31 protein-coding genes and 2 pseudogenes are annotated in these 25,555 nt (G+C 70.9%); 11 read left to right on the forward strand and 22 right to left on the reverse strand.

The genetic code is table 11. From position 1 onward, the window contains the following. Nucleotides 1-162: 162 nt before the first annotated feature. Together trpS and ACFWN1_RS10615 are read left to right on the forward strand one after the other, a co-directional pair. Entirely contained in the window at nucleotides 163-1,197 is a 1,035-nt protein-coding gene (gene trpS / locus ACFWN1_RS10610) for a tryptophan--tRNA ligase (protein WP_384359740.1), read from the forward strand. A gap of 237 nt (nucleotides 1,198-1,434) precedes the next feature. Next, a complete protein-coding gene (locus ACFWN1_RS10615) occupies nucleotides 1,435-2,013 on the forward strand; it encodes a 2'-5' RNA ligase family protein (RefSeq protein WP_384359741.1) in 579 nt (192 codons plus the stop codon). Between the two features lie 10 nt (nucleotides 2,014-2,023). On the opposite strand, the gene ACFWN1_RS10620 is transcribed toward ACFWN1_RS10615, so the two are convergent. Next, on the reverse strand, nucleotides 2,024-2,779 hold the full coding sequence (locus ACFWN1_RS10620) for a decaprenylphospho-beta-D-erythro-pentofuranosid-2-ulose 2-reductase (protein ID WP_384359742.1): 756 nt from the start codon (nucleotides 2,777-2,779) through the stop codon (nucleotides 2,024-2,026). Between the two features lie 161 nt (nucleotides 2,780-2,940). Here ACFWN1_RS10620 and ACFWN1_RS10625 point away from each other — a divergent pair, with 161 nt between their 5' ends. Continuing rightward, nucleotides 2,941-3,849 (forward strand): YihY/virulence factor BrkB family protein, encoded by a 909-nt coding sequence (locus tag ACFWN1_RS10625; protein ID WP_384359743.1) that lies wholly within the window; start codon nucleotides 2,941-2,943, stop codon nucleotides 3,847-3,849. Here the strand turns inward: ACFWN1_RS10625 and ACFWN1_RS10630 are convergent. After that, nucleotides 3,797-5,083: a D-alanyl-D-alanine carboxypeptidase family protein gene (locus ACFWN1_RS10630; RefSeq protein WP_384359744.1), complete on the reverse strand. Its 1,287-nt coding sequence runs from the start codon at nucleotides 5,081-5,083 to the stop codon at nucleotides 3,797-3,799. The two genes, ACFWN1_RS10625 and ACFWN1_RS10630, sit on opposite strands and share 53 nt — an antisense overlap. 91 nt (nucleotides 5,084-5,174) lie before the next feature. Here ACFWN1_RS10630 and ACFWN1_RS10635 point away from each other — a divergent pair, with 91 nt between their 5' ends. Beyond that, nucleotides 5,175-5,414 (forward strand): SCO4848 family membrane protein, encoded by a 240-nt coding sequence (locus ACFWN1_RS10635; protein WP_086695049.1) that lies wholly within the window; start codon nucleotides 5,175-5,177, stop codon nucleotides 5,412-5,414. 12 nt (nucleotides 5,415-5,426) lie between these two features. Next, nucleotides 5,427-6,824: a metallophosphoesterase gene (locus ACFWN1_RS10640; RefSeq protein WP_384359745.1), complete on the forward strand. Its 1,398-nt coding sequence runs from the start codon at nucleotides 5,427-5,429 to the stop codon at nucleotides 6,822-6,824. Here the strand turns inward: ACFWN1_RS10640 and ACFWN1_RS10645 are convergent, their stop codons facing one another. The 8 genes and pseudogenes from ACFWN1_RS10645 to ACFWN1_RS10680 form a co-directional block, all read right to left on the reverse strand. Then, entirely contained in the window at nucleotides 6,825-7,658 is an 834-nt protein-coding gene (locus ACFWN1_RS10645) for a PIG-L family deacetylase (RefSeq protein ID WP_384359746.1), read from the reverse strand. Nucleotides 7,659-7,899: 241 nt separating this feature from the next. Beyond that, nucleotides 7,900-8,679, reverse strand: coding sequence for a VOC family protein (locus tag ACFWN1_RS10650; RefSeq protein ID WP_384359747.1), 780 nt, complete (start codon nucleotides 8,677-8,679; stop codon nucleotides 7,900-7,902). A gap of 83 nt (nucleotides 8,680-8,762) precedes the next feature. Then, complete coding sequence (locus ACFWN1_RS10655) at nucleotides 8,763-8,894, reverse strand: hypothetical protein (protein ID WP_384359748.1); 132 nt, start codon at nucleotides 8,892-8,894, stop codon at nucleotides 8,763-8,765. A gap of 152 nt (nucleotides 8,895-9,046) precedes the next feature. Next, nucleotides 9,047-9,466, reverse strand: a pseudogene (locus ACFWN1_RS10660) (SAM-dependent methyltransferase); the annotation flags it as partial. A 4-nt stretch (nucleotides 9,467-9,470) separates the two neighbouring features. Next, entirely contained in the window at nucleotides 9,471-10,196 is a 726-nt protein-coding gene (locus ACFWN1_RS10665; protein WP_384359749.1) for a dienelactone hydrolase family protein, read from the reverse strand. A 94-nt stretch (nucleotides 10,197-10,290) separates the two neighbouring features. Next, nucleotides 10,291-10,485, reverse strand: a complete 195-nt coding sequence (locus ACFWN1_RS10670) for a DUF397 domain-containing protein (RefSeq protein WP_384359788.1) — start codon at nucleotides 10,483-10,485, stop codon at nucleotides 10,291-10,293. Between the two features lie 190 nt (nucleotides 10,486-10,675). After that, nucleotides 10,676-10,888, reverse strand: a complete 213-nt coding sequence (locus ACFWN1_RS10675; RefSeq protein WP_384359750.1) for a DUF397 domain-containing protein — start codon at nucleotides 10,886-10,888, stop codon at nucleotides 10,676-10,678. Beyond that, nucleotides 10,885-11,712: a helix-turn-helix domain-containing protein gene (locus tag ACFWN1_RS10680; RefSeq protein WP_384359751.1), complete on the reverse strand. Its 828-nt coding sequence runs from the start codon at nucleotides 11,710-11,712 to the stop codon at nucleotides 10,885-10,887. The genes ACFWN1_RS10675 and ACFWN1_RS10680 overlap by 4 nt, the downstream gene beginning before the upstream one ends. A gap of 344 nt (nucleotides 11,713-12,056) precedes the next feature. On the opposite strand from ACFWN1_RS10680, the pseudogene ACFWN1_RS10685 reads away from it, so the two are divergent. Together ACFWN1_RS10685 and ACFWN1_RS10690 are read left to right on the forward strand one after the other, a co-directional pair. Next, a pseudogene (locus tag ACFWN1_RS10685) lies at nucleotides 12,057-12,272 on the forward strand (hypothetical protein); the annotation flags it as partial. Nucleotides 12,273-12,346: 74 nt separating this feature from the next. Beyond that, nucleotides 12,347-12,556 carry a hypothetical protein gene (locus ACFWN1_RS10690; protein WP_384359752.1) on the forward strand — a complete coding sequence of 70 codons (210 nt, stop codon included), beginning with the start codon at nucleotides 12,347-12,349 and terminating at the stop codon, nucleotides 12,554-12,556. Between the two features lie 209 nt (nucleotides 12,557-12,765). Here ACFWN1_RS10690 and ACFWN1_RS10695 read toward each other — a convergent pair whose 3' ends face one another. From ACFWN1_RS10695 to ACFWN1_RS10745, 11 genes are all read right to left on the reverse strand, one after another. Further along, nucleotides 12,766-13,257, reverse strand: coding sequence for a hemerythrin domain-containing protein (locus ACFWN1_RS10695; RefSeq protein ID WP_384359753.1), 492 nt, complete (start codon nucleotides 13,255-13,257; stop codon nucleotides 12,766-12,768). Nucleotides 13,258-13,352: 95 nt separating this feature from the next. Continuing rightward, the gene (locus ACFWN1_RS10700) at nucleotides 13,353-14,081 is read right to left on the reverse strand and encodes a TetR/AcrR family transcriptional regulator (RefSeq protein ID WP_384359754.1); all 729 of its coding nucleotides are present in this window, start codon (nucleotides 14,079-14,081) and stop codon (nucleotides 13,353-13,355) included. 9 nt (nucleotides 14,082-14,090) lie between these two features. After that, nucleotides 14,091-14,603 carry a thiol-disulfide oxidoreductase DCC family protein gene (locus ACFWN1_RS10705; protein ID WP_384359755.1) on the reverse strand — a complete coding sequence of 171 codons (513 nt, stop codon included), beginning with the start codon at nucleotides 14,601-14,603 and terminating at the stop codon, nucleotides 14,091-14,093. Further along, nucleotides 14,600-15,007, reverse strand: a complete 408-nt coding sequence (locus tag ACFWN1_RS10710; protein ID WP_384359756.1) for a hypothetical protein — start codon at nucleotides 15,005-15,007, stop codon at nucleotides 14,600-14,602. Before ACFWN1_RS10710 ends, ACFWN1_RS10705 begins: the two co-directional genes overlap by 4 nt. 95 nt (nucleotides 15,008-15,102) lie before the next feature. Further along, nucleotides 15,103-15,513, reverse strand: a complete 411-nt coding sequence (locus ACFWN1_RS10715; RefSeq protein ID WP_384359757.1) for a VOC family protein — start codon at nucleotides 15,511-15,513, stop codon at nucleotides 15,103-15,105. A gap of 97 nt (nucleotides 15,514-15,610) precedes the next feature. Beyond that, a complete protein-coding gene (locus tag ACFWN1_RS10720) occupies nucleotides 15,611-16,219 on the reverse strand; it encodes a Uma2 family endonuclease (RefSeq protein ID WP_384359758.1) in 609 nt (202 codons plus the stop codon). A 148-nt stretch (nucleotides 16,220-16,367) separates the two neighbouring features. Next, entirely contained in the window at nucleotides 16,368-17,129 is a 762-nt protein-coding gene (locus ACFWN1_RS10725) for a succinate dehydrogenase iron-sulfur subunit (RefSeq protein WP_384359759.1), read from the reverse strand. Beyond that, entirely contained in the window at nucleotides 17,129-18,883 is a 1,755-nt protein-coding gene (sdhA, locus tag ACFWN1_RS10730) for a succinate dehydrogenase flavoprotein subunit (RefSeq protein WP_384359760.1), read from the reverse strand. The genes ACFWN1_RS10725 and sdhA overlap by 1 nt, the downstream gene beginning before the upstream one ends. A 19-nt stretch (nucleotides 18,884-18,902) precedes the next feature. Continuing rightward, nucleotides 18,903-19,373 (reverse strand): succinate dehydrogenase hydrophobic membrane anchor subunit, encoded by a 471-nt coding sequence (locus ACFWN1_RS10735; protein WP_384359761.1) that lies wholly within the window; start codon nucleotides 19,371-19,373, stop codon nucleotides 18,903-18,905. 5 nt (nucleotides 19,374-19,378) lie between these two features. Then, entirely contained in the window at nucleotides 19,379-19,759 is a 381-nt protein-coding gene (gene sdhC, locus ACFWN1_RS10740) for a succinate dehydrogenase, cytochrome b556 subunit (protein WP_037774792.1), read from the reverse strand. 187 nt (nucleotides 19,760-19,946) lie between these two features. Then, on the reverse strand, nucleotides 19,947-20,477 hold the full coding sequence (locus tag ACFWN1_RS10745; protein WP_384359790.1) for a 2-oxo-4-hydroxy-4-carboxy-5-ureidoimidazoline decarboxylase: 531 nt from the start codon (nucleotides 20,475-20,477) through the stop codon (nucleotides 19,947-19,949). Between the two features lie 254 nt (nucleotides 20,478-20,731). On the opposite strand from ACFWN1_RS10745, the gene ACFWN1_RS10750 reads away from it, so the two are divergent. From ACFWN1_RS10750 to ACFWN1_RS10760, 3 genes are all read left to right on the forward strand, one after another. Beyond that, a complete protein-coding gene (locus ACFWN1_RS10750; RefSeq protein ID WP_384359792.1) occupies nucleotides 20,732-22,306 on the forward strand; it encodes a glycoside hydrolase family 20 protein in 1,575 nt (524 codons plus the stop codon). A gap of 107 nt (nucleotides 22,307-22,413) precedes the next feature. Then, nucleotides 22,414-23,091 (forward strand): DUF4328 domain-containing protein, encoded by a 678-nt coding sequence (locus tag ACFWN1_RS10755; protein ID WP_384359762.1) that lies wholly within the window; start codon nucleotides 22,414-22,416, stop codon nucleotides 23,089-23,091. Between the two features lie 91 nt (nucleotides 23,092-23,182). Further along, nucleotides 23,183-23,707 (forward strand): hypothetical protein, encoded by a 525-nt coding sequence (locus tag ACFWN1_RS10760; protein ID WP_384359763.1) that lies wholly within the window; start codon nucleotides 23,183-23,185, stop codon nucleotides 23,705-23,707. A gap of 208 nt (nucleotides 23,708-23,915) precedes the next feature. On the opposite strand, the gene ACFWN1_RS10765 is transcribed toward ACFWN1_RS10760, so the two are convergent. Beyond that, on the reverse strand, nucleotides 23,916-24,509 hold the full coding sequence (locus ACFWN1_RS10765) for a TetR/AcrR family transcriptional regulator (protein ID WP_384359764.1): 594 nt from the start codon (nucleotides 24,507-24,509) through the stop codon (nucleotides 23,916-23,918). Nucleotides 24,510-24,611: 102 nt separating this feature from the next. Here ACFWN1_RS10765 and ACFWN1_RS10770 point away from each other — a divergent pair, with 102 nt between their 5' ends. Then, the gene (locus ACFWN1_RS10770; protein WP_384359765.1) at nucleotides 24,612-25,526 is read left to right on the forward strand and encodes an NmrA family NAD(P)-binding protein; all 915 of its coding nucleotides are present in this window, start codon (nucleotides 24,612-24,614) and stop codon (nucleotides 25,524-25,526) included. Nucleotides 25,527-25,555: the final 29 nt, after the last annotated feature.

A 25,555-nucleotide genomic window follows, 5' to 3' on the forward strand; every position in this document is an offset into this window, starting at 1 on the left:
GAGCCACCTTCGGCGGGGACGGCGGAGTCGGCCGGTCGCGGCGCACCGCGCACTCACACCAGTTCGGGCTGCTGTTCGCGTCGTGGTTCCGGCACCCGCGCCCCCGCAGCCACCCCGCACCTAGGCACTGGACCCACCCTCACCTCTGGAAGAATGGGCATCATGGCCCCCGCTGAAAAGCCCACCGCTGAAAAGAAGCCTCGCGTTCTCTCCGGAATCCAGCCCACCGCGGGCTCGTTCCACCTGGGCAACTACCTCGGTGCCGTCCGCCAGTGGGTGGCCCTCCAGGAGACCCACGACGCGTTCTACATGGTCGTCGACCTGCACGCCATCACGGTCCCGCAGGACCCGAAGGACCTGCGGGCCAACACCCGCCTCGCCGCGGCCCAGCTCCTCGCGGCCGGTCTGGACCCCGACCGCTGCACCCTCTTCGTACAGAGCCAGGTCCCCGAGCACGCCCAGCTCGCCTGGGTCATGAACTGCCTCACCGGCTTCGGCGAGGCGTCCCGCATGACCCAGTTCAAGGACAAGGCGGCGAAGCAGGGCGCCGACCGGGCCAGCGTCGGCCTCTTCACGTACCCGGTCCTCCAGGTCGCGGACATCCTGCTCTACAACGCCGACGAGGTCCCGGTCGGTGAGGACCAGCGCCAGCACGTGGAGCTGACCCGCGACCTCGCCGACCGGTTCAACGGCCGCTTCGGCGAGACCTTCGTCAGCCCCAAGCCGTACATCCTCAGGGAGACGGCGAAGATCTACGACCTCCAGGACCCGGCGGTCAAGATGAGCAAGTCGGCGTCCACGCCGAAGGGCCTCGTCAACCTGCTGGACGACCCGAAGACCACGGCGAAGAAGGTGAAGAGCGCGGTCACCGACACCGACACGGTGATCCGCTTCGACCGGGAGAACAAGCCCGGCGTCAGCAACCTCCTCACCATCCACTCCACCCTCACCGCCACGCCCGTCGCCGAGCTGGAGCGGGAGTACGAGGGCAAGATGTACGGCGCCCTCAAGACCGACCTCGCCGAGATCATGGTCGCCTTCGTCACCCCCTTCCGGGAGCGCACCCAGCAGTACCTGGAGGACACCGAGACGCTGGACTCGGTCCTCGCCAAGGGCGCCGAGAAGGCCCGCGCCGTGGCCGCCGAGACCCTGGCACTGGCGTACGACCGGGTCGGTTTCCTCCCGGCGAAGCACTGAACGGGTCCTCGACGGGCCCTCAACAGGCCCTCAACAGGCGATGACCGGGCACTGACCGGGCGGCCGGGGGCGCACAGCCGCCCCCGGACGTGCGACCGCACGCGTGACCGGTGGGGCAGAGCGCCGTACATCACTTCCGGTGCGCCTGCCCTGCGGACACCCGTGGCCGTACAGTCGATAGCCGAAGGCCGTACGCGAAGACGGCTCTCAGAACGAAGCGCGACGACAGGAGACGACGTGGGGATCGTAATGATCGGCGTGTCGATCGCGGTCCCGGAGCCTCACGGCAGCCTGCTCCAGGAGCGGCGCGCGGGCTTCGGCGACGCCGCCGCGCTCAGCATCCCCACGCACATCACGCTGCTGCCGCCCACCGAGGTGGAGGAGGCGGACCTGTCCGCCGTGGACGCGCACCTCGCCGAGGTCGCGGCGGCCGGCCGGCCCTTCCCGCTGCGGCTGTCCGGCACCGGCACCTTCCGCCCGCTCTCACCGGTCGTCTACGTCCGGATCGAGCAGGGCACCGAGGACTGCGCCGAACTCCAGCAGCGGGTCCGGGACGCGTCCGGGCCGGTGCCGCGCGAGCTGCTCTTCCCGTACCACCCGCACGTCACCGTGGCGCACGGCATCGGGGAGGCGGCGATGGACCGCGCCTTCGAGGAGCTGGCCGGGTTCGAGGCAGCCTGGCCGTGCACCGGGTTCGCGCTTTACGAGCAGGGCCGGGACGGGGTGTGGCGCAAGCTGCGCGACTACTGGTTCGGCAGCCCGGTGGTGCCCCCGCAGGCCGGGCACACCGAGCGCGACACCATCCCCAGCTGCTGACCCGTACCGCTCAGACCGGCAGCCGGCGGAACAGCGCGCGCGGCGCGTGCCGCAGCACCGACATCACCGGGCGCAGCGCGCCGGGCACCCACACCGTCTCCGAGCCCCGGCGCAGCCCGAGTTCGACGGCGGCGGCCACCTCCTCCGGGGTGGTGGAGAGCGGTCCGGGCGCCAGGTGGGCGGTCCTGGCGGTCCGTACGAACCCAGGGCGTACGACCATCACGCGCACGCCCGTCCCGTGCAGCGCGTCGCCGAGTCCCTGGGCGAAGGTGTCCAGGCCGGCCTTGCTGGAGCCGTAGATGAAGTCGGAGCGGCGGGCCCGCTCGGCGGCCACCGAGGAGAGGATCACCAGCGAGCCGTGGCCCTGCTCCTGGAGCGCGCGGCCGGCGACCAGGCCGGCCGAGACCGCCCCGGTGTAGTTGGTCGCGGCGACCCGGACCGCGTGCAGCGGCTCCCGCTCGTCCCGCGCCTGGTCCCCGAGCACCCCGAAGGCGAACAGCACCATGTCGACGGCGCCCTCGGCGAACACCCTGCCGAGGACCGTCTCGTGGGACTCCGGGTCCAGCGCGTCGAAGGCGACCGTGCGGACGTCGGCGCCGAGCACGGAGAGGCGTTCCGCCGCACGGTCCAGGGCGGGGCCGGGACGCCCGGCGAGCCGGACGGTTCGGGTGCGGCGGGCGATGAGGCGGCGCGCGGTGGCCAGCGCGATCTCCGAGGTGCCGCCGAGGACGAGCAGGGACTGGGGAGAACGGCAGACAGCAGACATGCGGGTGACCGTATCGTCCCTGTATGGCCGAGTGTCCGCACGGCGGCGCCGGGCTCCCCGCAACGGGTGATCGCTGGGACACGCCGACGGATGGCCGACGGGCCCGTGCTGATCCGGGGTATCGGCACATGGAGGGCCCGCGACAAGGGCAGAGGCGGACCATGGACTGGCTGAAGAAGCTGCCCGGCGTCGGGCCGATCGTCACCTGGCTGATGGCCACGCACGCCTGGCGCTCGTACGCGCGCCTGGACCGGGTGAACTGGACCTGGCTGGCCGCGGCCATGACGTTCGTCAGCTTCATGGCGCTGTTCCCGCTGCTGACCGTCGCCGCGGCGGTCGCGGCGGCCACGCTCGACCCGGCCCGGCAGAAGACCGTGGAGAAGAACATCGCGAGCCAGTTCCCGGGCCTCGCCGACCAGCTCGACCTGAACGGGCTGGTGCAGAACGCGGGCACGGTCGGACTGATCGCCGGCGCGGCGCTGCTGTTCACCGGTATCGGCTGGGTCGGCCAGGTCCGGGACTGTCTGCGCGCGGTGTGGGAGCTGCCCGAGCGGGACGGCAACCCGGTGATGCTGAAGCTGAAGGACGCCGGGGTGCTGATCGGCCTCGGCGGCGCCCTGCTGGTGACGCTGGCCGCCTCCACGCTCGCCTCGGCCGCCATCGACAAGCTGGCGGGCGCGATCGGCCTGGACGAGCACAGCTGGGGCGTCGTGCTGCTGCGGATCACCGCGTTCGCCGTCGCCGTGCTCGCCGACTTCCTGGTCCTGCTGTACGTACTGAGCCTGCTGCCCGGGGTCGAACCGCAGCGCCGCCGCCTGCTCGTGGCGTCCCTGCTCGGCGCGCTCGGCTTCGAACTCCTCAAGCTGCTGCTGAGCGGCTACATCCAGGGTGTCGCCGCGAAGAGCGTGTACGGCGCCTTCGGTGTCCCCGTCGCCCTGCTGTTGTGGATCAACCTCACCTCGAAGCTGATCCTTTTCTGCGCCGCCTGGACGGCGACGCGCAGCGACGAGGGGAAGGTCACGGACGGGTCCGGCGACGCAGCAGATCAGGCAGCGGCCAGCGGCGGTTGACCAGGAAGGCCGCGCCCGCGAGCAGCACCAGCAGCCCGGCGGCGACACCCAGCGCGGTCCCGGCGCCGCCGCCGGAGCCGCCCGGGGCGGTGGCGCCCTTCACCGGCTCGGACCCGGCCCTCGCGGTGCCCTGCGGGGCGCCGGTGACCTCCGCGCTCGGCGCGCCGCTGGGCCGTGCGCTCGGGGTGGCGTCCAGCGGCGGGACGAGCGTGCCGACCGGCTGGACCTTGCCCGCGGCCTTGAAGCCCCAGTCGAAGAGCCGCGCGGTCTCCTTGTAGACCTCGTCGTGCTCGTGCTTCTCCGGGTTCATCACGGTGACCAGCAGCACCTTGCCGCCGCGCTCGGCGACCCCGGTGAAGGTGGCGCCCGCGTTGGTGGTGTTGCCGTTCTTGACGCCGGCGATGCCCGGATAGACGGCGGTGTCCGTGTCGCCGCTCAGCAGCCGGTTGGTGTTCTGGATCTCGAAGGTCTCGCGGGTGCCCTTGCCCTTGCCCTTGCTCGTGGTGGCGCCGGGGAACTTGGCGCGCACCGTGGAGCAGTACTCCCGGAAGTCCTTCTTCTGCAGCCCGGAGCGGGCGAACAGCGTGAGGTCGTACGCCGAGGAGTACTGCTGGGGGGCGTCGTAGCCGTCGGGGCTGACCACGTGGGTGTCGCGGGCCTGGAGCGCGTCGGCGTGGGCCTGCATGTCCCTGACGGTCCGCGGGACACCGCCGTTGATCGCGGAGAGCACATGGACGGCGTCGTTGCCGGAGCGCAGGAAGACACCGAGCCACAGGTCGCGGATGGTGTAGGTCTCGTTCTCCTTTATCCCGACCATGCTCGAACCGGCGCCGATCCCGGCGAGGTCGGTGGGCAGCACCTTGTGGCGCTGGTCCCGGGGGAAGCGGGGGAGCACGGTGTCCGCGAACAGCATCTTGAGGGTGCTCGCCGGGGGGAGCCGCCAGTGCGCGTTGTGCGAGGCGAGCACGTCGCCGCTCTCCGCGTCGGTGACGATCCAGGAGCGCGCGGAGAGGTCCCCCGGCAGCACGGGGACGCCGGCCGCGAGGTTCACCTGGGTACCGGGCACGCCGAGGCGGGCACCGCCTACCTGGGACATGTGGGCCGGGGGAGCGGCGGTGGGAGTGCCTGACGGCCTGGGTGCGGCGAAGGCTGACGGGGCGATGCCGGAGACGGTCAGCAATGCGGCAGATGTGATCAACAAGGATCGCTGAGCGATCTTCTTCGGTGCGGACACGATCGAGAACGTACCTGCCCCAGGTTGCGAAGTCCCGCCTCCCGCTCCACCCCGGCCACGGAACGGGACAGGGGGCGGCGATACTGGACTCATGAAGCTCAGCCGCCCGGTCTCCTGGTTCCTGCTCGCCTTCGGGGTGTGGAGCTGGGTCATCTGGGTCACTTTCGTCAAGAATCTCGTTGCGGACGGCAGCGGTCTCGCCTTCGACGACGGGCACCCCACGGCCTACTTCTGGGTACACCTGACGCTGGCGGTCGTGTCCTTCGTACTGGGGACGGTCGTCGGGGTCATCGGGTTGCGCGGACTGCGCGCACTGCGTCGGACGTCATAGGAGACCCCTCGGGTGGTCATCGTCTTCGTGCTCGTCGCCCTGGCCGTACTGGCCCTCGTGGCGGGCCTCCACCGGTACGTCTGGCGCCGCCTGATCCGCGACACCACCCGCCCGGCCGGCGCCGCCCGCCGAGCCGGCACTGCCCTGTTCGTCGCGGCCCCGCTGCTGATGGTCGCCGCCCTGGCCGCGGAACGCTCCGGCGCCCCCTTCTGGCTCCAACGGGCCCTGGCCTGGCCGGGCTTCCTCTGGATGCCGCTGGCCCTCTACCTGCTGCTGGCGACGCTGGCGACCGAGCCGGTGCGGGTGCGGGCGGAGCGGCGGGCCCGGCGGGCGACACGGGAGGCGGTGCTCGCCGGGCTCGGCGGGGTGCGGGTGCCTCCGGCGGAGCGGGCCGGGGTGGCCGACGACGCGCCGGCGTCCCCGGCGAGGTCCGTGCGGGCTGAGCAGGCGCCCGCGTCGCCCGCAGAGCCGTCCGTGCGGGCTGACGAGGCGCCCGCGTCCCCGGCCCCGGCGGAGCCGTCCGCAGGGGCTGACGGCACGTCCTCCGCCGAAGGGCCGCAGGCCACCGCGCTCGCCGCCGCCGCCCTCTCCCGCCGCGTCTTCGTCTCCCGCGTCGCCGGAGGCACGGCGGCCGCGGTGGCGCTGGGCACGACCGGCTGGGGCACGTACGGGGTGCTGCGCGGCCCGCGGGTGAAGCGGCTGACGGTCCCCCTGGCCAAGCTCCCGCGCTCGGCGCACGGCTTCCGGATCGCGGTCGTCAGCGACATCCACCTGGGCCCGGTGCTGGGGCGGGACTTCGCGCGGGCCGTGGTCGACACCATCAACGCGACCCAGCCGGACATGATCGCGGTCGTCGGCGACCTGGTGGACGGCAGCGTCAAGAACCTCGGCCCGGCTGCGGCACCCCTGGCCGGTCTGGAGTCCCGCCTCGGCACCTACTTCGTCACGGGCAACCACGAGTACTTCTCCGGCGCCGCCCAGTGGCTGGACGAGGTCCGCACCCTGGGCATGCGCACGCTGGAGAACGCCCGCACCGAGCTGCCGTACTTCGACCTGGCCGGCGTCAACGACCTCCAGGGCGAGAGCGAGGGCCACGGCCCGGACTTCGCCAAGGCCCTCGGCGACCGCGACCCCGCCCGCGCCGTCGTCCTCCTGGCCCACCAGCCGGTCCAGATCCACCAGGCCGTCCACTATGACGTGGACCTCCAGCTCTCCGGCCACACCCACGGCGGCCAGCTCTGGCCCGGCAACCTGATCGCCCGCGCCGCCAACCCGACGGTCGCCGGCCTGGACCGCTACGGCGACACCCAGCTCTACGTCAGCCGGGGCGCGGGCGCCTGGGGCCCGCCGACGCGCGTGTGGGCGCCGTCGGACATCACGGTGATCGAACTGGCGTCACGCGAGGCGTAGTCAGCGCAGCCCGGCGAAGAGGTCGTCCTCCGGGGCCGGGACGCCGGTGGGGTCCTGCACGCGGACGAAGGTCTCCACGCCCATCAGCTCGCCGAACCTCTCCCTGCCCATCCGGAGGAAGAAGATGTTCTCGCCCTGGCTGGCGTGCGCGGCCAGGGCGTCGTACTTCTGACCGCTGTACGCGGTGGTGTCGACCCAGGTGGTGATCTCGTCGTCGGGGAGGCCGACGTCGGCCAGGGCGGCGGCCTCGGCGGGGTCCGGCTCCGGCATGTCGCCCGCGAACTCGCGCATGACCTCGCCGAAGCGGGCCATCCCCGAGCGCGGGACCGTGGTCCAGTACACCTTGGGGGTCAGATCGGTCAGCTCCAGCGCCGCCATGGTGACGCGGTGGGCCTGGATGTGGTCGGGGTGACCGTAGAAACCGTTCTCGTCATAGGTGACGACCACATCGGGGCGGTAGTGCCGCACCAGCTCGGCGAGACGGGCCGCGGCCTCCGGTACGGGGGTCCGCCAGAAGGAGCCCGGGGCGTCGTTGCCCGGCCAGCCGATCATCCCGGAGTCGGCGTAGTCCAGCAGCTCCAGGTCGCTGATCTTCAGGATCTCGCGGCTCGCCTCCAGTTCGTCCCGGCGCAGCCGGGCGACCGCCGCCGGATCGTGTCCGGGCTCGCCCGGCTTCACACCCCCCGGCCCGTCCCCGCAACCGCCGTCGGTACAGGTCACCAGCACCGTCCTGATGCCTTCCGCCGCGTACCGCGCGAGGATGCCGCCGGTCCCGGTCGCCTCGTCGTCGGGGTGGGCGTGCACTGCCATCAGCGTCAAGGGCCGGCCGGTCATGAGGTCCTCCTGCGGGAAACGTCCTGGTACGAGGCCACGGCGGACGCGCCGCGACCTCGGTCGCCACAACCGCCCCGACCGCACCGCCTGTTCCCCGGGGCGTCCGATCGCCCCGCCGGGTGTCCCGCCAGGCGTCCCCGAACCAGGGGCGGCCCCGGGCCCGGCGGGTCGCCCACCCCGCGAATCCCGGCGTGCCATGCCGGTCAGCATGCGGCACGGCGCCGGGCCCCGGAGCGCCGCCTCAGGAGCCGGCCGACCTGATCATCGCGAACGGCGCGCCCTGCGGGTCGGTGACCACGGTCATGCGGCCCGCGGCCATGTCGAAGGGCGGGGCGAGGACGTTGCCGCCCCGGCGGACCAGGGCGTCGAGCGTGGAGTCCACGTCGTCCACCGCGAAGTACGTCAGCCAGTGGGCCGGGGTGCCGGGCGGGTCGTTGGCGAGCAGGGAGGCCCCGCCGACCGTACGGCCGCCCACGCGCAGCTCCCAGTACGAGTCGTGGCCCGCCATCGGCATGATCTCGATGCCGAACGCCTCGCCGTAGAACGCGGTGGCCGCCTCCACGTCGCTGGTGTGCAGCTCGTTCCAGGTCAGCGCGCCGGGCTCGTTGACCACGCCCGCGCCGAAGAAGTCGCCCGGCTGCCACACCCCGAACACCGCGCCCTGCGGGTCGGCCGCGATCAGCATCCGGCCGAGGGTGCCGACGTCCATCACCGGCGCGAGCAGGTTGCCGCCCGCCGCGATGATCTGGTCCTGGGTGGCCACCGCGTCGGTGCTGGCCAGGTAGCTGGTCCAGAAGGTGGGCGGCTCCGGTGTGCCCTCGGGCGCCATCGCCGGGCCGATACCGGCCACGGGCCGGTCCTGCAGCTCGCACACCGCGTACCCGCCGAACTCGGCAGGGCCGGGCGAACCCTGCCAGCCGAACAGGTCACGGTAGAAGTCCAGCGCGGCCTGCTGGTCCGGCGCCATCAGATCGACCCAGCAGGGGGTGCCGGTCGCGTACGGGGCGGTGACTTCGGGCATCGTTGCCTCTCCCTGGTGGTGTGTCCGGGTGGACACCCTTCCGCCCCGATACGTCCCCGCCGCTCCGACACGCCGTTTGCCTCTCAGCGCATGGAGGAGGGCAGCGTGGCCCGCGCCCGGTCGTACAGGGATCGCGCATGGGCGTTCGTGGTGTGCGGCCTGATCAGCTCGACCATGGTGCGCATGCGGTCGTCGGCGCGGCCCGACTGGACCATGGGCCACTCGTCGAGCGCGGCCCGCCACGTCCGGCACGCCGCTTCGAGCTGCCCCAGCCGGAGTTGCCGCTCCGCGAGGGCGGCACGGTGGCGGACGCGGGCGCGCCGGTAGACGCCGCACTGCTCGGCCCTGCGGGTTCAAGGACGGACTCTCAGGACAGGGACAGCGGCAGGCCGGCCATCCGCATGTGCCGCAAGTGCTGGCCACCGCCATAGACATGCAAGGTGAAGGTCTCCGGCCCCGGAGCACCGGCCGCGTCAAAGGCGTCCATGACACGCTCGATGCGTTCCCACAGCTTCACCGGGCCGCCCTCGCGCACCCGCCAACCGCCGTCGGTCAGGGTGAGGGCGGCGGCAGATCCAGTGACCACGTCGACCAGGTGCAGGGTCTTGCCTACGGTCACCATCTGCGCGTCGGGCACTGCGCTCTGAGCCAGGAAGCGCAGGTGGAACGCCTCCTCGGCCGCGGCGGTGATCCGCTCCAGGCTGTGCCCGGTCGAGCGCGGTCTGTCCGGCAGGCCCGCGGCCCAGTGGGCGGGATTCCCGAACTCCGGCGCCGCGTGCGTACGCGCCCCATCACTCCGTCAGAGGCAGGCACTCGGCGAGCAGGTTGATGACGTCGTGCCAGGCTCGCCGCGCGTGCCGTGGGTGATGGCCGACGCCAGGGACCGTGGGATGGTCGACCGGCGGGTGATGGAAGGCGTGCAGGGCGCCGCCATAGACCACGAGTCGCCAGTCGACGCCCGCGGCCTGCATCTCGGCCGTGAACGAGTCCCGTTGCGCGGGTGGCATGATCGGGTCTTCCGACCCGACCCCGGCCCACACCGGGCAGCGGATGCGCGCCGCGTCGCCCGGCCGGCCGGTGGTCAGTCCGTTGACGGTCCCGATCGCACGCAGGCCGACGCCGTCGCGCCCTAGTTCCAGCGCGATGGCGCCGCCGGTGCCGTAGCCGACAGCGGCGATCCGGCCGGGGTCCGTCCGTGCTTCGGCACGCAGCACATCGAGTGCCGCGTGGCCGAGGTCCCGCATCCGCTCGGGGTCGGCGAGCAGCGGCAGGCAACGGGCCAGCATCTCCTCGGGGTCGCCCAGATAACGTCCGCCGTGGAGGTCGAAGGCAAGTGCCACATAACCCAGTTCGGCGAGGGCGTCGGCCCTGCGGCGCTCGACGTCACTGAGCCCCGTGCCCTCCGGTCCAAGCAGCACTGCGGGCCGGCGGTCGGTACCGGCCGGCAGCGCGAGGTGCCCGAACATGGTCAGCCCGTCGGCCAGGTACTCGACCGTGCGCGTGGTGATCGGCGTCATGAGTCTGGACGGTAGTGACCGACGGGCACGGCCGGGCGGGGGTTCACCGCAGGCAGAACAGCGCGGCGCCCCTCTGGCAGCGAGGCGGAGGGGGTCAAGCTGAGCCGAACTGGCCGTTCTTGACGCCGGCTACGAAGGTGGAGAAGGCGGCGGCCGGGAGTTCCAGCACCGAGCCTGCGGGGACTTTGGAGTCGCGGACGTGGACGGGGAGCAGGTTGGTGGCGACCTCGACGCACTGGCCGCCGTTGTTGCTGTGTGAGGACGTGAACCAGCGGGGGGTTTCCGGCATCACAGCGATCGCGACGCAGGCGCCGCCATTGTCGCTGTACGAGGACTTGAACCAGTTCGGGGTCTCGGTCACGGCGTGTCCTTTCGTCACCGTGAGGGTAGGACCGCCTCGATCGGTCCCGCGAGGGTGCGGAACCGGACATGCGTCGGCCTCGCTGCGCTCGCACAGAGCGGCAGCGAGGCCCTGGTGATCAGACGGTGCCGAACTGGCCGTTCTTGACCCCGGTCACGAAGGTGGAGAAGGCGGCGGCGGGGAGTTCCAGCACGGAACCTGCGCGGTGCTTGGAGTCGCGGACGGGAATGGTGCCGCGCGAGGGGAGCAGGTTGGTGGCGACCTCGACGCAGGTGCCGCCGTTGTTGCTGTAAGAGGACTTGAACCAGCGGGGGGAGTCGTTGGTCGTCACGAAGTGCCCTTTCGAAGCTGTTCGATCGCGTCCACAGACAGCGCCTGGGAGAGCGATTCGGCCTGTAGTTGATGGTAGGCCGTCAGGACAGGCAGCACAGACGTGGTTTCGCGGTCCAGGCGTCCCTGTGTCTGGGACTCCGCGTAGCACAGAATGGACCGGTCGGACAGCGTCAGAAGGTTCACCGGGAGGTCGATCGTGCGACGCTCCCCTATGCCGAATGGAGCCACCTGAAGCACGGTGTTGGGACGGGCGGCGAACTCGATCAGCTGGTCAAGCTGTACATCCATGACCTCAGGGCCGCCGACAATCCGGCGTATGCAACTCTCGTCCATCACCACGAACACCATGGGAGGCCGGGCCCGCACCAGTGCCGCTTGGCGCTCCGCGACGAATGAGACACGCTCGGCGGCCTGTTCGGGGGTGATCGTGCCGCGTCGTACTGCACTGTCCGCGAGGGCCTGGGCGTACTCCGCAGTCTGAAGCAGGCCAGGGATGAGCCCGGTATCGAACACCCGGATCTCCACTGCCCGCCCCTCCAGCCCCGCGTACTCCGGGAACCCCTCCAGCAGCACGCCGTGCTTCAGCTCGCGCCAGCGTCGCTCGAACTGGTCCCCGGTTCCGAGCGCCCGGTCGGCGCTGCGCGAGAACCGCAAGGTCGGCATCTTGCGACCAGTTTCCACCGATGAAATATGCGTGCTGGAATATTCCATCTCGGTGGCGAGATCCTCCTGCTTCCACCCCCTCTCCTCCCGGCAAGAGCGCAGATGCGCGCCGAAGGCCGCTTGAGGCGAGCTGTCAGGGTTCAACTCCTTGATGTTCAAGGCGCGATCACCGACCTTCCGTCCACTTACGCCAAGTTGAGTGGTACCGAACTCTAGGTCACGCTGACTTCCCTTGGTAGTGGATTCACTACGGAGAGGAGTGCCCAGTGTTGGACGAATCCCCTCAACTCCCGCCCATCGGAACCCTCTTGGTGGACGCATACGAACGTGTGGGGGAATTCCGGGGGGAATGGGCCGGCCTGTGGTGCCTGCGGCCCGCCACCGGTGGGACGGAATGGACCGTGCGCCCCGAGGACGTACGGCCGGCCAGCCCCGAACAGCGACTCCGCGCGCTGACCGCTCGCGCGAACAGACGCAGCCGGGGTGAATGCTTGTGACCCTGTCTCGTCCGCCTGACCAGCGGATACCGACTCCGTGTGGAGGTCGCCCACGAGGCCCCGCACACCGGAGGAACCCTGAAGATGGACGACTTCGAGATTTTGGAGACCCGGTGGTTCGACCCGGAAGAGTTGCCGCAGGGATCGCAGGACTCCCGTCGCCGGCTCATCGACCCAGGCGGCACTGCAACCAGCCCGGCCGCCCGCCCCGCGAAGAGCTGATCCAGCACCTGAAAGCCACCGGCAAGGACCCCGCCGACTTACCCCCGCACGAACTGAGTCACCTCACCTGCGAGTTGGACGCCGCCCACGACGGCCCCCATGCGGACCACCTCGGCGAGATCGACCGCGAAACCCAGCTCTGGGTCCGCTGGGACGGCGACCACTACGACTTCGTCCGGCTGAGCCCCTGCGAGGCCCCGGCCGAGGACGACGACGCGTGCACCCTCTTCGCCGGCCACGACCCCGGCCACTCCTGGGAGATGCGCGACCTCCTGCACGGCTGACGAAGCCCTCTCCGGCCTGCCGGGCAAGCGACGGTTCGGCACACTCGCCACCGTCCGGCGCGGCGGGAATCCCCAACTGACCAAGACTGGTGGACAAGCACCGGGTGGTCATCCGGCTGCGAGCCGCCGACCGGCTGTACGGGACCGCGCTCGACATCCACGGCTGAGAGCGGCGGCGCGGGCCTGTGCGGGGCCCGCGCCACCAGGGGTCAGGAGTTGACGACCCGGCGGAGGTTCTCGACCGAGCCGGGCTCGTCCTTGAGGCGGCGGTCGCGGTCCGCGACGAAGGCCGCGCCCAGCTCCTCGCGGCGCGGCATCGGCACGTTCTCGCGGGCGCCGTTGAGGATGGTGCGCTCCTCCTCGTCGGTGTGGTGGGTGATCGCCTCCACCAGTTCCTCCAGCTTGGAGTCCCAGTCCTCGGAGCCGACCTCCTTCACCTCCAGCAGGTGCAGCAGCGCCTCGTTCCCCTCGTCGTGCTCGTGCTCGCCGTGCTCGACCTCTTCGTCGTCGATGTTCCGGTACCGCTTCAGCGCCGGGTACACCTCCGCCTCCTCCGCCAGCGCGTGCGCCACCAGCAGATCGGCGAACTCCTTCAGCGCCGCCGCCCGGTCCGCCTCGACGCTGCGCATCTGCCGGAACAGGTCCTCCATGCGGCGGTGGTCCAGGAGGATGAGTTCGACGACGTCCTTGGTCTCGGCCATGAGGGGCACCACTCTCGTGCGAAGTATGCGAAGTGTTCGGGCCCCCACCGTGTACCCCCGCCGTGCGCCGGGATGACTCTCCGCACGGGACGGGATCAGCTTCGGCCGCGCGGCGCGGGAAGCGCCTTCGTCATGCCCGGCAGGAAGTCGTTGAAGAGTTCGTGGACCTCCAGGACCAGGGGGCGCAGCACGCGGAAGCGGGACAGGGCGACGCCGCGCGCGGTGAGGCGGGCGCCTCGCCGGGCCAGGCGGTAACTGCGCTCGCGGTTCTCCGTACGGTCGAAGACCCAGTACAGGACCAGGCCCATCTGGGAGAGCCACATCAGCTCGGGCAGGGCGTCCCGCAGCTCGGGGGAGACCTTGGACTTGGAGCCCGCCAGCACCTCCCGGTGCACGCTGATCGCCTGTTCGCGGGCGTGCTCGCTCTCCGGGGAGAAGGGGCTGAGCGGGCTGTCCGGGTCGGCGGCGGTCTTGAAGAACTGCACCGCGAACTCGTGGTACGGCTTCGCGATGTCCAGCCACGTGGTCAGCACGCCCGCGAGCCGCGCCTCCAGGGCGGTCTCCTCCGCCAGCACCGACCGGACCGCCTCCTCGTGCTCGGCGGCGATCCGGTCGTAGAAGCCCTGGATCAGATGCTCCTTGCCCGCGAAGTAGTAGTAGGCGTTGCCGACCGAGACGCCGGCCTCCCTGGCGATGGCCCGCATCGTGGTCTTCTCGTAGCCGTTCTCCTGGAACAGGCGCATCGCGGTCTGAAGGATCAGCGCGCGGGTCTGCTCCGACTTGCTCTGGGGTCCGGCCTCGGGGCCGTCGTTCTTAGCGGGCACGTAAGGAGCCTAGCCAGTGGGGCAGGAGCCGTCGGCGCAGGACGGCGGGTCGAACACCCAGCCCTGCTCCGGTACGTACCGCCAGCCGTCCGCGCGGCGGTACGTACCCTGACCGCCCCACCGACCGCCCTGTCGCGTGCCCCACTGCGCGCCCCGGTACTTCGCCGCCGCCAGCACCGCGCCCCGCGCCAGCAGCGCGCCGGCCGGTGTGCTGAGCCGGTGGGCCAGCGGGCGGTGCTCGCGCAGCGCCCACAGCACCACGACCCAGGCCGCCGCACCCCGGTACACCTGCCCGGAGTCCCCGATCACGGTGACCTCCTCCAGCGTGGCGGCCGGGTCCACGCCGGGGAACCGGGTCCGCGCCTCGGCCGACCCGGCGGGCACCAGTTCCAGCGGTACGAGCTGGGCCTGCCGTACGAGCCAGTCGCGCAGGTGGGTGCAGAGGCCGCACTCGGCGTCGTAGAGGACAGTCAGCCCCCGGACCGGGGCGCTCGTGACGCCCCGGTCCACGGTCCCGCTCATGCTCCGGCCGTCGGTGCCACCCAGCCCTGCGGGGCGACCGGCGGCTGGGTCTCGCGCTCCATCAGGCCGCGGCGGCGGATCTTGTTGAGCACGAAGACATTGCCCAGGTGCATCACGCCGAGCACCAGCAGCACCACACCGAGCTTGGCCGACAGGGCCTCGAAGATGCCCCGGGTGTCCGCGATGGTGCCGTCGTCGTTCAGGTAGAGCGCGACGAAGCCCAGGTTGACGAGGTAGAAGCCGACCACCAGCAGGTGGTTGACGGCGTCCGCGAGCTTCTCGTTGCCGTGCAGCACGTCGGACAGGAAGATCCGGCCGTTGCGGCTGAGCGTGCGGGCGACCCAGACGGTCAGCCCGATGCTGACGGCCAGGTAGATCACGTAGGCGATGACGGTGCGGTCCATGCCCCACCCCTTCTTGAACGCGTTCAAAACGCTGACAGGGATGACTGTAGACCTGTTTTTGAACGTGTTCAACCAAGTGGGGTGAGGTCTGGATCTCAAGCCCTGCGGGCGAGTTCGGGGCGCTTGGTGTAGTCGGTGAGGCCGAAGACGTTGCCCCACGGGTCCGCGAACTCCACGGTCCGCCCGGTCGCCGTCGACATCGCCTCGTCCACCGGCTCGATCCCGGCCGCCGCCAGCCGCCGGGCCGCCGCGCGGGCGTCCGGCACCTCCAGCCAGAGGCGGGGCGCGGGCCAGGAGGGCGGCCGGTGCCCGAGGCCCTCCTCGTGGCGCAGCAGAACTCCCGGCGTCTCCCCGCCGACCCTCAGCAGCGCGATCCCGCCCTCGTCGAACCGGAACCCCACGGTGAACCCGGCCCGCTCGTAGAACCCCACGGCCTCCCCGAGGTCCCCCACGGGAAGTACCACGCTGTCGAACCCCAGCAGCTCATACGCTTCGTCGTCTGACATGGCGTCAGGCTAGGGCGAAGCCCCGCTTCAACAGGGCGGAGCGCCCGTACGGGGGCTGCGCGATCACTCGTTGAGCCGAGACACCACAGCGGATCGGTCAGGGGCGCTGGGGGCGTCCCGCCTCGATGATCGCGGCCGCGTCCAGGGTGACCTTCGCTCCGATGGTGTCGGGGAGGACGACCAGTTCGCCGGGGGCGTAGGGGCGATGGCTCTCGTAGGTGTCACCCGCGGGAGAGGAGAGCACGTGCAGTCGTTCGTGCTTCCGGTCCACGATGACGTACACCGGTACCTTCGCCTCGGCGTAGGCGGCGACCTTGGTGCGCAGGTCGGTGCGGTAGTTGCTGGAGGTGACCTCCACGACCAGGCGGAAGCACGCGGGGTCGTAGCAGTTGTTGCTCACGTAGTGCTCGCGATAGTCGCCGTCGACCAGGGAGAGGTCCGGGACCGCGTAGTCGTCGGAGCCCGTCGGCAGCCAGAGGCCGATGCCCTGTACGACCTTCGACTCGATTCCGTGCAGGGCGGCTGCCATGAAGGGAGCCATCACGTCGGTCAGAGCGACGCCGTGCGGGCCGTCAGGGGGCGGGGACGCGAGGAGCTGGCCTCCGATGATCTCGACGCGGTAGCCCGGATTGCGCTCCATGAGCCGGGTGGCTTCCGCGATCAGCGCGCTCTCGCCGTGAGGCTGCTCGACGGCCGCTGCGGACATGTGGTGCCTCCCAGGGGCTGGTGCCGAGAGCATCATCGTATGCCGTACCGTCCCCCTACGTCCCGATCGATCACCTTCACCCGAACGTGTCCGGCGACGGCAAAGGGCCCCGTTCCGGGAGTCGGAACGGGGCCCTCGCGGCGCAGACTCAGAAGCGGCGGGTGATCAGCGCGCGCTTCACTTCCTGGATCGCCTTCGTGACCTCGATGCCGCGCGGGCAGGCGTCCGTGCAGTTGAAGGTCGTGCGGCAGCGCCACACGCCGTCGCGGTCGTTGAGGATCTCCAGGCGCTGCTCGCCGGCGTCGTCGCGCGAGTCGAAGATGAAGCGGTGGGCGTTCACGATCGCGGCCGGGCCGAAGTACTGGCCGTCGTTCCAGAACACCGGGCACGACGAGGTGCACGCGGCGCACAGGATGCACTTGGTGGTGTCGTCGAAGCGCTCGCGGTCCTCGGCGGACTGGAGCCGCTCACGGGTCGGCTCGTTCGTGTCGTTGGTGACCAGGAACGGCATGACGTCCCGGTACGCCTGGAAGAACGGGTCCATGTCGACCACGAGGTCCTTGAGCGCGGTCAGGCCCTTGATGGGCTCGACCGTGATCGGCTTCCCGGGGTTGACGTCCTTGATCAGCGTCTTGCAGGCCAGACGGTTCTTGCCGTTGATCCGCATCGCGTCGGACCCGCAGATGCCGTGGGCGCAGGAACGGCGGAAGGTCAGCGTGCCGTCGTGGTCCCACTTGATCTTGTTGAGCCCGTCGAGGACGCGCTCCTTGGGGTCCATCTCCAACTGGAAGTCTTCCCAGTAGGGCTCCGGCGCGACCTCCGGGTTGAACCGGCGGATGCGGAGGGTGACCGTGATGTAGGGGGACGCGGCGGACGCCGCCTCGGCCTTGTCCAGAACAGGGGTAGCCATCAGTACTTACGCTCCATCGGCTGGTAGCGGGTCTGGACGACCGGCTTGTAGTCGAGACGCACGGTCTCCGAGCCGTCTTCGCCCATCTCGCGGTACGCCATCGTGTGACGCATGAAGTTGACGTCGTCGCGGTTCGGGTAGTCCTCGCGGTAGTGACCGCCGCGGGACTCCTTGCGGGCCAGCGCGGACACCGCCATGACCTCGGCCAGCTCCAGCAGGTTGCCCAGCTCGATGGCCTCCAGCAGGTCGGTGTTGAACCGCTTGCCCTTGTCCTGGATGGACACGTTGAGGTACCGCTCGCGCAGCTCGGCGATCTTCTCGACCGCCGTCTTGATCGTCTGCTCGGTACGGAACACCATGACGTTGGCGTCCATGGTCTCCTGCAGCTCCCGGCGGATGTCGGCCACCCGCTCGGTGCCGGTGGCGTCCCGCAGCCGCTCGATCTGCGCGACGACCGTCGCCTCGGGGTTCTCCGGCAGCTCGGTGAAGCCCACGGTGTGGGCGTAGTCGGCGGCGGCGATGCCCGCGCGGCGGCCGAACACGTTGATGTCCAGCAGCGAGTTGGTGCCCAGGCGGTTGGCGCCGTGCACGGAGACACAGGCGACCTCGCCGGCCGCGTACAGGCCCGGCACGACGGTGGCGTTGTCCGACAGGACCTCACCCTCGACGTTGGTCGGGATGCCGCCCATCGCGTAGTGCGCGGTGGGCTGGATCGGGATCGGGTCCGTGTACGGCTCGATGCCGAGGTAGGTGCGCGCGAACTCGGTGATGTCCGGGAGCTTGGCGTCCAGCTGCTCCGGCGGCAGGTGGGTGAGGTCGAGGTAGACGTGGTCGCCCTCGGGACCGCAGCCCCGGCCCTCGCGGATCTCGGTGTAGATCGAGCGCGAGACGACGTCACGGGACGCGAGGTCCTTCATGACCGGCGCGTACTTCTCCATGAAGCGCTCGCCGTCCTTGTTGCGGAGGATGCCGCCCTCACCGCGGGCGCCCTCCGTCAGCAGGATGCCCATGCGCCAGATGCCGGTCGGGTGGAACTGGAAGAACTCCATGTCCTCCAGCGGGATGCCCCGGCGGAAGCACGCGGCCTGGCCGTCACCGGTCAGGGTGTGCGCGTTGGACGTCACCTTGAAGAACTTGCCGGTGCCGCCGGACGCGTAGATCACGGACTTCGCCTGGAAGACGTGGATCTCGCCGGTGGCCAGCTCGTACGCGACCACGCCGGCGGACGTCTTGACGCCGTCGACCTCGGTGATCAGCTGGTCCAGGACGTAGAACTCGTTGAAGAACTCCACGCCCTCCTTGACGCAGTTCTGGTACAGCGTCTGGAGGATCATGTGGCCGGTGCGGTCGGCCGCGTAGCAGGACCGGCGGACCGGGGCCTCGCCGTGGTTGCGGGAGTGACCGCCGAAGCGACGCTGGTCGATCGTCCCGTCGGGCGTCCGGTTGAACGGCAGGCCCATCTTCTCCAGGTCGAGGACCGCGTCGATGGCCTCCTTCGCCAGGATCTCGGCGGCGTCCTGGTCGACCAGGTAGTCACCGCCCTTGATCGTGTCGAAGGTGTGCCACTCCCAGTTGTCCTCCTCCACGTTGGCCAGCGCGGCGGCCATGCCGCCCTGCGCGGCGCCCGTGTGGGAGCGGGTGGGGTAGAGCTTGGTCAGCACGGCGGTGCGGCTGCGCTTCGTCGACTCGATGGCCGCGCGCATGCCCGCGCCGCCGGCGCCGACGATGACGGTGTCGTACTTGTGGATCTTCATGATTCTCGCAGCCCCGTGCCTAACGGATGTTCGGGTCGAAGGTGAAGATCACCAGCGTGCCCAGCAGGATGGTGAACACCGTGGCCGTGTAGAGCAGGCCCTTGAGCCACAGGCGGGTGTTCACACGCTCCGCGTAGTCGTTGATGACCGTGCGCAGGCCGTTGGCGCCGTGCAGCATCGCCAGCCACAGCATCGCCAGGTCCCAGACCTGCCAGAACGGGGACGCCCAGCGGCCGGCCACGAACGCGAAGCCGATCTTGGAGACCCCGCCGTCCAGCACCAGCTGGATCAGCACGTGGCCGAGGACGAGCACGACCAGCACGACGCCGGACAGGCGCATGAAGAGCCAGGCGGCCATCTCGAAGTTGCCCCGCGTGGACTTCGCGGTCCTCTTGGTACGGGTGCGCGAGCGCGGGGCGTCGATGGACAGCGCGTAGGCGTCCTCGGCGGCCGCGGAGGAGCCCGTCAGGTTGATCTCAGAGGTGGACATCGGCGTCAGCTCCCGAACAGGACACGAGCGGCGTGGCCGAGGACCGGGTACAGGGCGCCGGCCATCAGGATGATCCAGACGCCGAGGACGCTCCACAGCATCTGCTTCTGGTAGCGCGGGCCCTTCGACCAGAAGTCGACGGCGATGACGCGCAGACCGTTGAGCGCGTGGAAGAGGATGGCGGCCACGAGGCCGTACTCCAGCAGCGCGACGATCGGGGTCTTGTACGTGGCTACGACCTTGTCGTAGTCCTCGGGGGAGACACGCACGAGGGCGGTGTCCAGCACGTGAACGAACAGGAAGAAGAAGATGAGGACGCCGGTGACTCGATGAGCCACCCAGGACCACATACCTTCCCGGCCGCGGTACAACGTTCCAGCCGGCACGGAAGAACCCTCCGGATGCGGGGACTAGGGCCGCGCCGGCTTCTGTGTCGGCCGGGCCCGGCCGGGTACGGTCCACCGGCCCTCAGCATCGTATCCATGAGGTGCGGTGCGGCTCACGGGGGGCCTGTTACGGGTGATCAGGCCGGTCATGCTTTCCCCTTCGCGGCCATCCGGGCGGATTCGCCCCCTATACGCCGTGTCGGGGCGCGTAGTGGCTGGTCGCGCGGGTGTTAGCGCCGCCCAGATGGGTCGCGAGCCGGTGCCGGGCCAGGCCCCGCAGCTCCTCGGCGGCCACCACCCGCTCGTCCTCGGGATCGTTCGCCAATCGTGACCGGATGCCCGCGAGGACGCGGTCCAGCGCCTCCCCGGGTGAGGCGCCGCCCGGGGCGATCACGAAGACATGGCCGAAGCGGGCCTCGTAGGCGGCGTGCGCAGCGCTCAGCGCCGTGTGGGCGGCCGAGTAGGTGTCCTCGGGCAGCTCGGGCAGCGACTCGCCCGCCAGGGCGTCGGCCAGGTCGACGACCCGCAGGTCGTAGGCCGCCTCGTCCGCGGCCGCCAGCAGGGCGGCCAGGTCGGGGTAGGGCCGGTGCTCGGCGAGCCGGTGCGCCCAGCGGGCGTTGCGCAGACAGCGCAGGAGCAGCGCGCGGGCCTCCTCGGCCGGCGCCAGGTTGAAGGCGTCGAGCGGGGTGGGGAGATAAGGCGAACGGTGCGCAGGCAGCTTGGGTCCTCATGGGAGGTCAGGAGAAGTCAGGGGAGGGCAGGGGAGGGGTGACAGGGAAGCCTGTGAAGGATGTGCCGACACGCTATCGAGAGTGGTCACTGTGTGTCCGGCTGATGCCCGAATTTCACTCGGACGGGAGAGTTTCGGAACATCTCGGTGACGGGTGAACCGCGGATCGGTCGTACGTTGGGAGGGTGAGCAAGCACAGACATCGCGCTTCGGCACGACAGCTCGAGCGGAAGCGGACCATCATGGCCGCCGCGGTCGTCGGGACCGTGGTGGCCGGGGTGGGCGTCGGAGTGTGGGCGTCATCCGGAGGGAGTGGTTCCGCCGGAGGCTCGGACGCGGGCACGGTCGGCGCCTCCCGGCAGGCCGATCCGCCGACCCCCTCGCCCAGCCGCTCCTACCCCGTGTCGCAGGCACCGCGGACCATCCCGGCGGTGCGCGAGCACACCGCCGCCCGAGGGCCCGGCTGGAAGCCGCGGGACGGCGGCCGGGTGGTGGTCACCGACCCGGCGCTGGCCGACGAGGGCAGGCTCATAGCGGGTGAGCTGGGCCTCGACTACGGCGGGGAGAAGAGCGACTCCAAGGCCGGCGACGTCCGCCTCGGCCTCGGCGGGAGCGGCAACCCGGAGTCGTACACCATGACCGTGCGCGACGGCCGGGTGGACATCAAGGGGCCCGCCGACGCGGGCGTCTTCTACGGCACCCGGACCCTCAAGCAGGAGGTCCACGGCGGCGGTACCGCGCCCGAGGGCGTGGTCGAGGACGAGCCCGCCAAGCCCGCGCGCGGCTTCATGCTCGACATCGCGCGCAAACCGTTCTCCGAGACCTGGATCGAGGACCGGATACGCGAACTCGGCGATCTGAAGTACAACGAGCTGGGGCTGCACTTCTCGGACGACCAGGCGTTCCGCATCCAGTCCACCAGCCACCCCGAGATCGTCTCCAAGGACCATCTCAGCAAGGCGCAGGTCAAGAGGATCGTGGACCTGGCCGCCGCCCGGCACATCACGATCGTGCCCGAGATCGACTCGCCGGGGCACCTGGGCGCCGTCATCGCCGCCCACCCCGATCTCCAGCTCCGCAACGTCGACGGCAAGGCGACGCGCGGCGCGATCGACATCTCCAAGCCCGAGTCCGCGAAGATCGTGGACGATCTGCTGGACGAGTACGCGGACCTCTTCCCCGGCGACAAGTGGAACCTGGGCGGCGACGAGTACCAGGCGCTGGTCGTCTCCGACCCCGAGGCGTCCTACCCGCGGCTCGCCGCCGCCGCCCGCGACGCCTACGGCGCGAACGGCAACGTCGCCGACCTCACCACCGGCTGGCTGAACGGCCGCGCGGACACCGTCCGGGCCCACGACCGCACCATGCGGGCGTGGAACGACGGCTTCCTGCGTGACTCCACGATCCAGCCCGCCAAGGACATCCAGGTCGCCTACTGGACCGGCAAGGAGATCGGCGCCCGGCCCCCGGTGGACTACCTGAGCGCGGGCCGCCAGCTCTACAACTACAACGACGAGTACCTGTACTACGTCCTAGGCGAGCCGAACGACTTCACCTACCCGACCGGCCGGCGGATCTACCAGGAGTGGACCCCGCGCGTGATCCGGGGCACCAGCCCGGTCCCGGCCCGGTACGACGGCCGGATCCTCGGCGGCTCCTTCGCCGTGTGGTGCGACTTCCCCAACGCCCAGACCGAGAGCCAGGTCGCGTCCGGCATCCGGATGCCGCTGCGGGCCACCGTGCAGAAGCTCTGGGACCCGGGGCAACCGCCGCTGACCTGGCCGCAGTTCGAGGAGCTGGCCAACAGGCTGGGGTAAGTGGACGGACATGCGCTGAGCACGTAGGTTCTCGTGTTCGCTCGGGTGTACGCGGCTCTGGGGAGGGCCGCGTACACCTTTTCCGTCGTACGGGGGGGAACACCGCCATGAAATGCGCCAGTTGCCACAGCGTCGAGGCCGTCACCGGGGAGACGCGGTGCGCCCGCTGCGCGCCGGCGGCGGACTTCACGCCCTTCGTGCCGCCGGGGCCGCCGCCTCGCTCGCCGGTGGGGCTGGGGCGGGCGACCGCGGTACTGCTGGGGCTGGTCGGCGCCGTCGACCTGGTCGCGGTCTGGACCGACCTGGCGCGGCCGTCCGTCCGGATCGGATCGCTCCTCACCATCGCGCAGGGGGTCCTGCTGCTGCCCACGGCGACCGTGTACCTGTGCTGGCTGTGGCGGGTGCACATCAACGCCGAGGTGTTCGACGCGAGTTCGCAGAGCAAAGCGCGGTGGTGGACGATCGGCGGCTGGCTCGTGCCGTTCGTGAACCTCTGGTTCCCGCGCCGGATCGTCCTGGACGCGTGGGACGCCAGCGCGCCGCTGGGGCGGCCGGCCGGGCACGGGCTGGTCGACCTGTGGTGGGCGTCCTGGGTGGCCGGGCTGCTCGTCGTACGGCTGCTGCGGGTGGAACCCGGGGCGGGTGTACAGGCCGTGGCCGACGGGATCGGTCTCGTCTCCGCCGCGCTGGCCGCCGTGGTGGTCCTCCGGCTGACCCGGATGCAGCACGAGAAGGCGCTTCAAGGGCCGTCGCTGCCGTCGCTGCCGTCCGGCGCTCTTGGCTGAAAACCGGTGACTGTGACACTCCGGGCCCGTCGCACGCAGTAAGGGGAAATGCGGGCTCCGTACAGACGGTGCCCAGGCGAGGGAGGCATCCATGAGCCTGGAGGAACTGATCGCGCAGGCCGACGAACGCGGGCTGGCCGCGAGCGGACTGGCTTGTTCGGATCGGTGCGTGTCCCTGCTCGTCGACGACGACGAGTTGCTGCGCCCGCTGTGGGCTCATCTCGTGGACGGCTCCGACTGGTCCGGGAGCCTGGAGAAGGTGCGGGCCGTGCTGGGTGCGGTGGAGCCCGCCGCCGGTGAGAACGAGGCGGCGTGGGTGGCGCGGGGGATGCTGCTGTCGGCTCCGGACGGGCGGGACCGGGAGGCGCTGCGGGAGTGGGCCGAGGCATGCTCGGCGGCCTCGCTGCGGGTGCACCGGCTGCTGGGTCCCGCCGGCGCTGAGGGCGTGGATGAGGAACTGCCGCTGGTCGCCGCCGAGCTGGGGCGGCAGACGGTCGTCCTCCAACTCCTCGCGGAGCACGGCCCGCAGGGGCTGCGGCGGGCGCTGGACGTGTCGGGGGAGGGACGGCGGGTACTGCGTGCGGTGGTGTCCCGGCGGGCGCGGGCGCAGGGTTGAACCTCGGCTCGGGGCGGGTTCTGTGTCCGTCCTGAGGGTGCGATGGGGCGGTCCTGCGCAGGTTGCCGGAACGGCGCCGAATCGTGTGACGCGTGGCCGGCCAGGACCGCTTACCCCCCGGACGGCCGCAGCTGGGACCCGGTGTGCGGTTCCGGCTCGCTGCGGCGGCGCAGATCCGCGCGTTCGGCGGTCCTTCTGTCCCCAGCGCCTACGAGTGGGAGTTTCCAGGCTCGCCGGCTGTGCCGTGCTCAGGGCTGAGCCCTTCCACAGCGAGGCGGAAGAGGCGGTCGGCCTGAGTGGCGGGGTCCTTGTGGTTTTCGGTGGCCAGGGCGATGCCGGTGGCGAGGGTCAGCAGGTCGTGAAAGGTGACGTGCGGCGCCACCGCCCCGTCGCGGATGGCCCGCTGGAGCAGGGGGCTCCCCGCCGCTTCGATGCTGCCGCCGCAGCCGTTCGGGGAGGGTTCTTCGGTGGGGGGCTCGTAGCTGAGGACACTGGCGAATCCGCGGGCTGAGACGGCGTAGCGGACGAAGGCGTGGAGCCACTCCAGGAGTGCGGTGCGGCCGTCCCCGGCCGCGCTCAGGCGGTGGGCGTCCTCGCACAGGGCCTCGACGCGCTCCTGGAAGACGGCTTCGAGAAGGGCGCGGCGGGTGGGGAAGTGTCGGCGCACGGTCGCCGAACCGACGCCCGCCGTGCGGGCGATCTGCTCCTGGGACGCCTCGGCGCCGTGCGCGGCGACCTCGGCTTCGGCGACGGCGAGGATGCGTTGGTAGTTGCGTCGGGCGTCCGAGCGCTGACCGGTCATGATCTCCTCATTGCTAAACGGCGGGCCCTGCCATATTTTAGCGGCAGGGAAACGGCGGGACCCGCCGTTTTATCTTCCCCCGGTCCGTGAGGAGCAGCGGTCATGCCCATCTCCAGCGATACCGTCCTGGTCACCGGAGCCACCGGCCGGCAGGGCGGGGCCACGGCTCGCGCACTCCTGGCCGCCGAGGTGCCCGTGCGTGCGCTCGTCCGCGATCCGTGGTCGAAGCCCGCCAGGGCGATCGAGGCGCTGGGTGCCGAACTGGTGCGGGCGGATCTTTCCGACCGGGCCTCCCTCGGCCCGGCGGTCGACGGGGTCCGCGCGGTGTTCTCGGTGCAGATGCCGCCCATGACCGACACCAGCGTGGACTTCGCGACCGAACTCGCCCAGGCCGCCCACCTGGTGGACGCGGCGAAGGCAGGGGGTGTGCGGCAGTTCGTGCAGTCCTCGACCAGCGGAGTCGGTGAGCACACCCGGGTCCCCGGCTGGGCCGAGGGCCGCTGGGCGGCGATGGCGGACTACTTCCAGACCAAACAGGCGATCATGGAGGCGGTGCGCGGTGCGGGCTTTGCCCGCTGGACGGTGATCAAGCCCGCCTTCTTCATGGAGAACCTGCCCCTACTGGCTCCCCAGGGGCCCGGCGGCGGACTGCTGACGGTCCTGAAACCGGACACCGAACTCGCCCTGGTGGCCACGCGGGACATCGGCACGGCCGCCGCGCACGCCTTCCAGGACCCCGACCGGTTCCACCAGGTGGAACTGGAACTGGCCGGTGACCTGCGCACCATGGAGCAGATCGCGCAGACCTTGTCCGCCGCATGGGGCGTGCCCGTGACCGCGCCCTCCATGAGCGCGGAAGAGGCCCTCGACGCGGGCATGCCGAAGTGGGGAGCCGGACACGAGTGGAACAACGTCGTCCTCCAGCCCGCCCGGCCCGAGTTCGCCAGGGAGCTTGGCATCCCGCTCACCACCTTCGCCGAGTGGGCCGATGAGGAACTGACCCCCGTGTCCGGCTGAGACGCCCTCCGGCGTGCGGGCGCAAGGGG

This window comes from Streptomyces sp. NPDC058459, assembly GCF_042721685.1.
Lineage (GTDB): Bacteria > Actinomycetota > Actinomycetes > Streptomycetales > Streptomycetaceae > Streptomyces.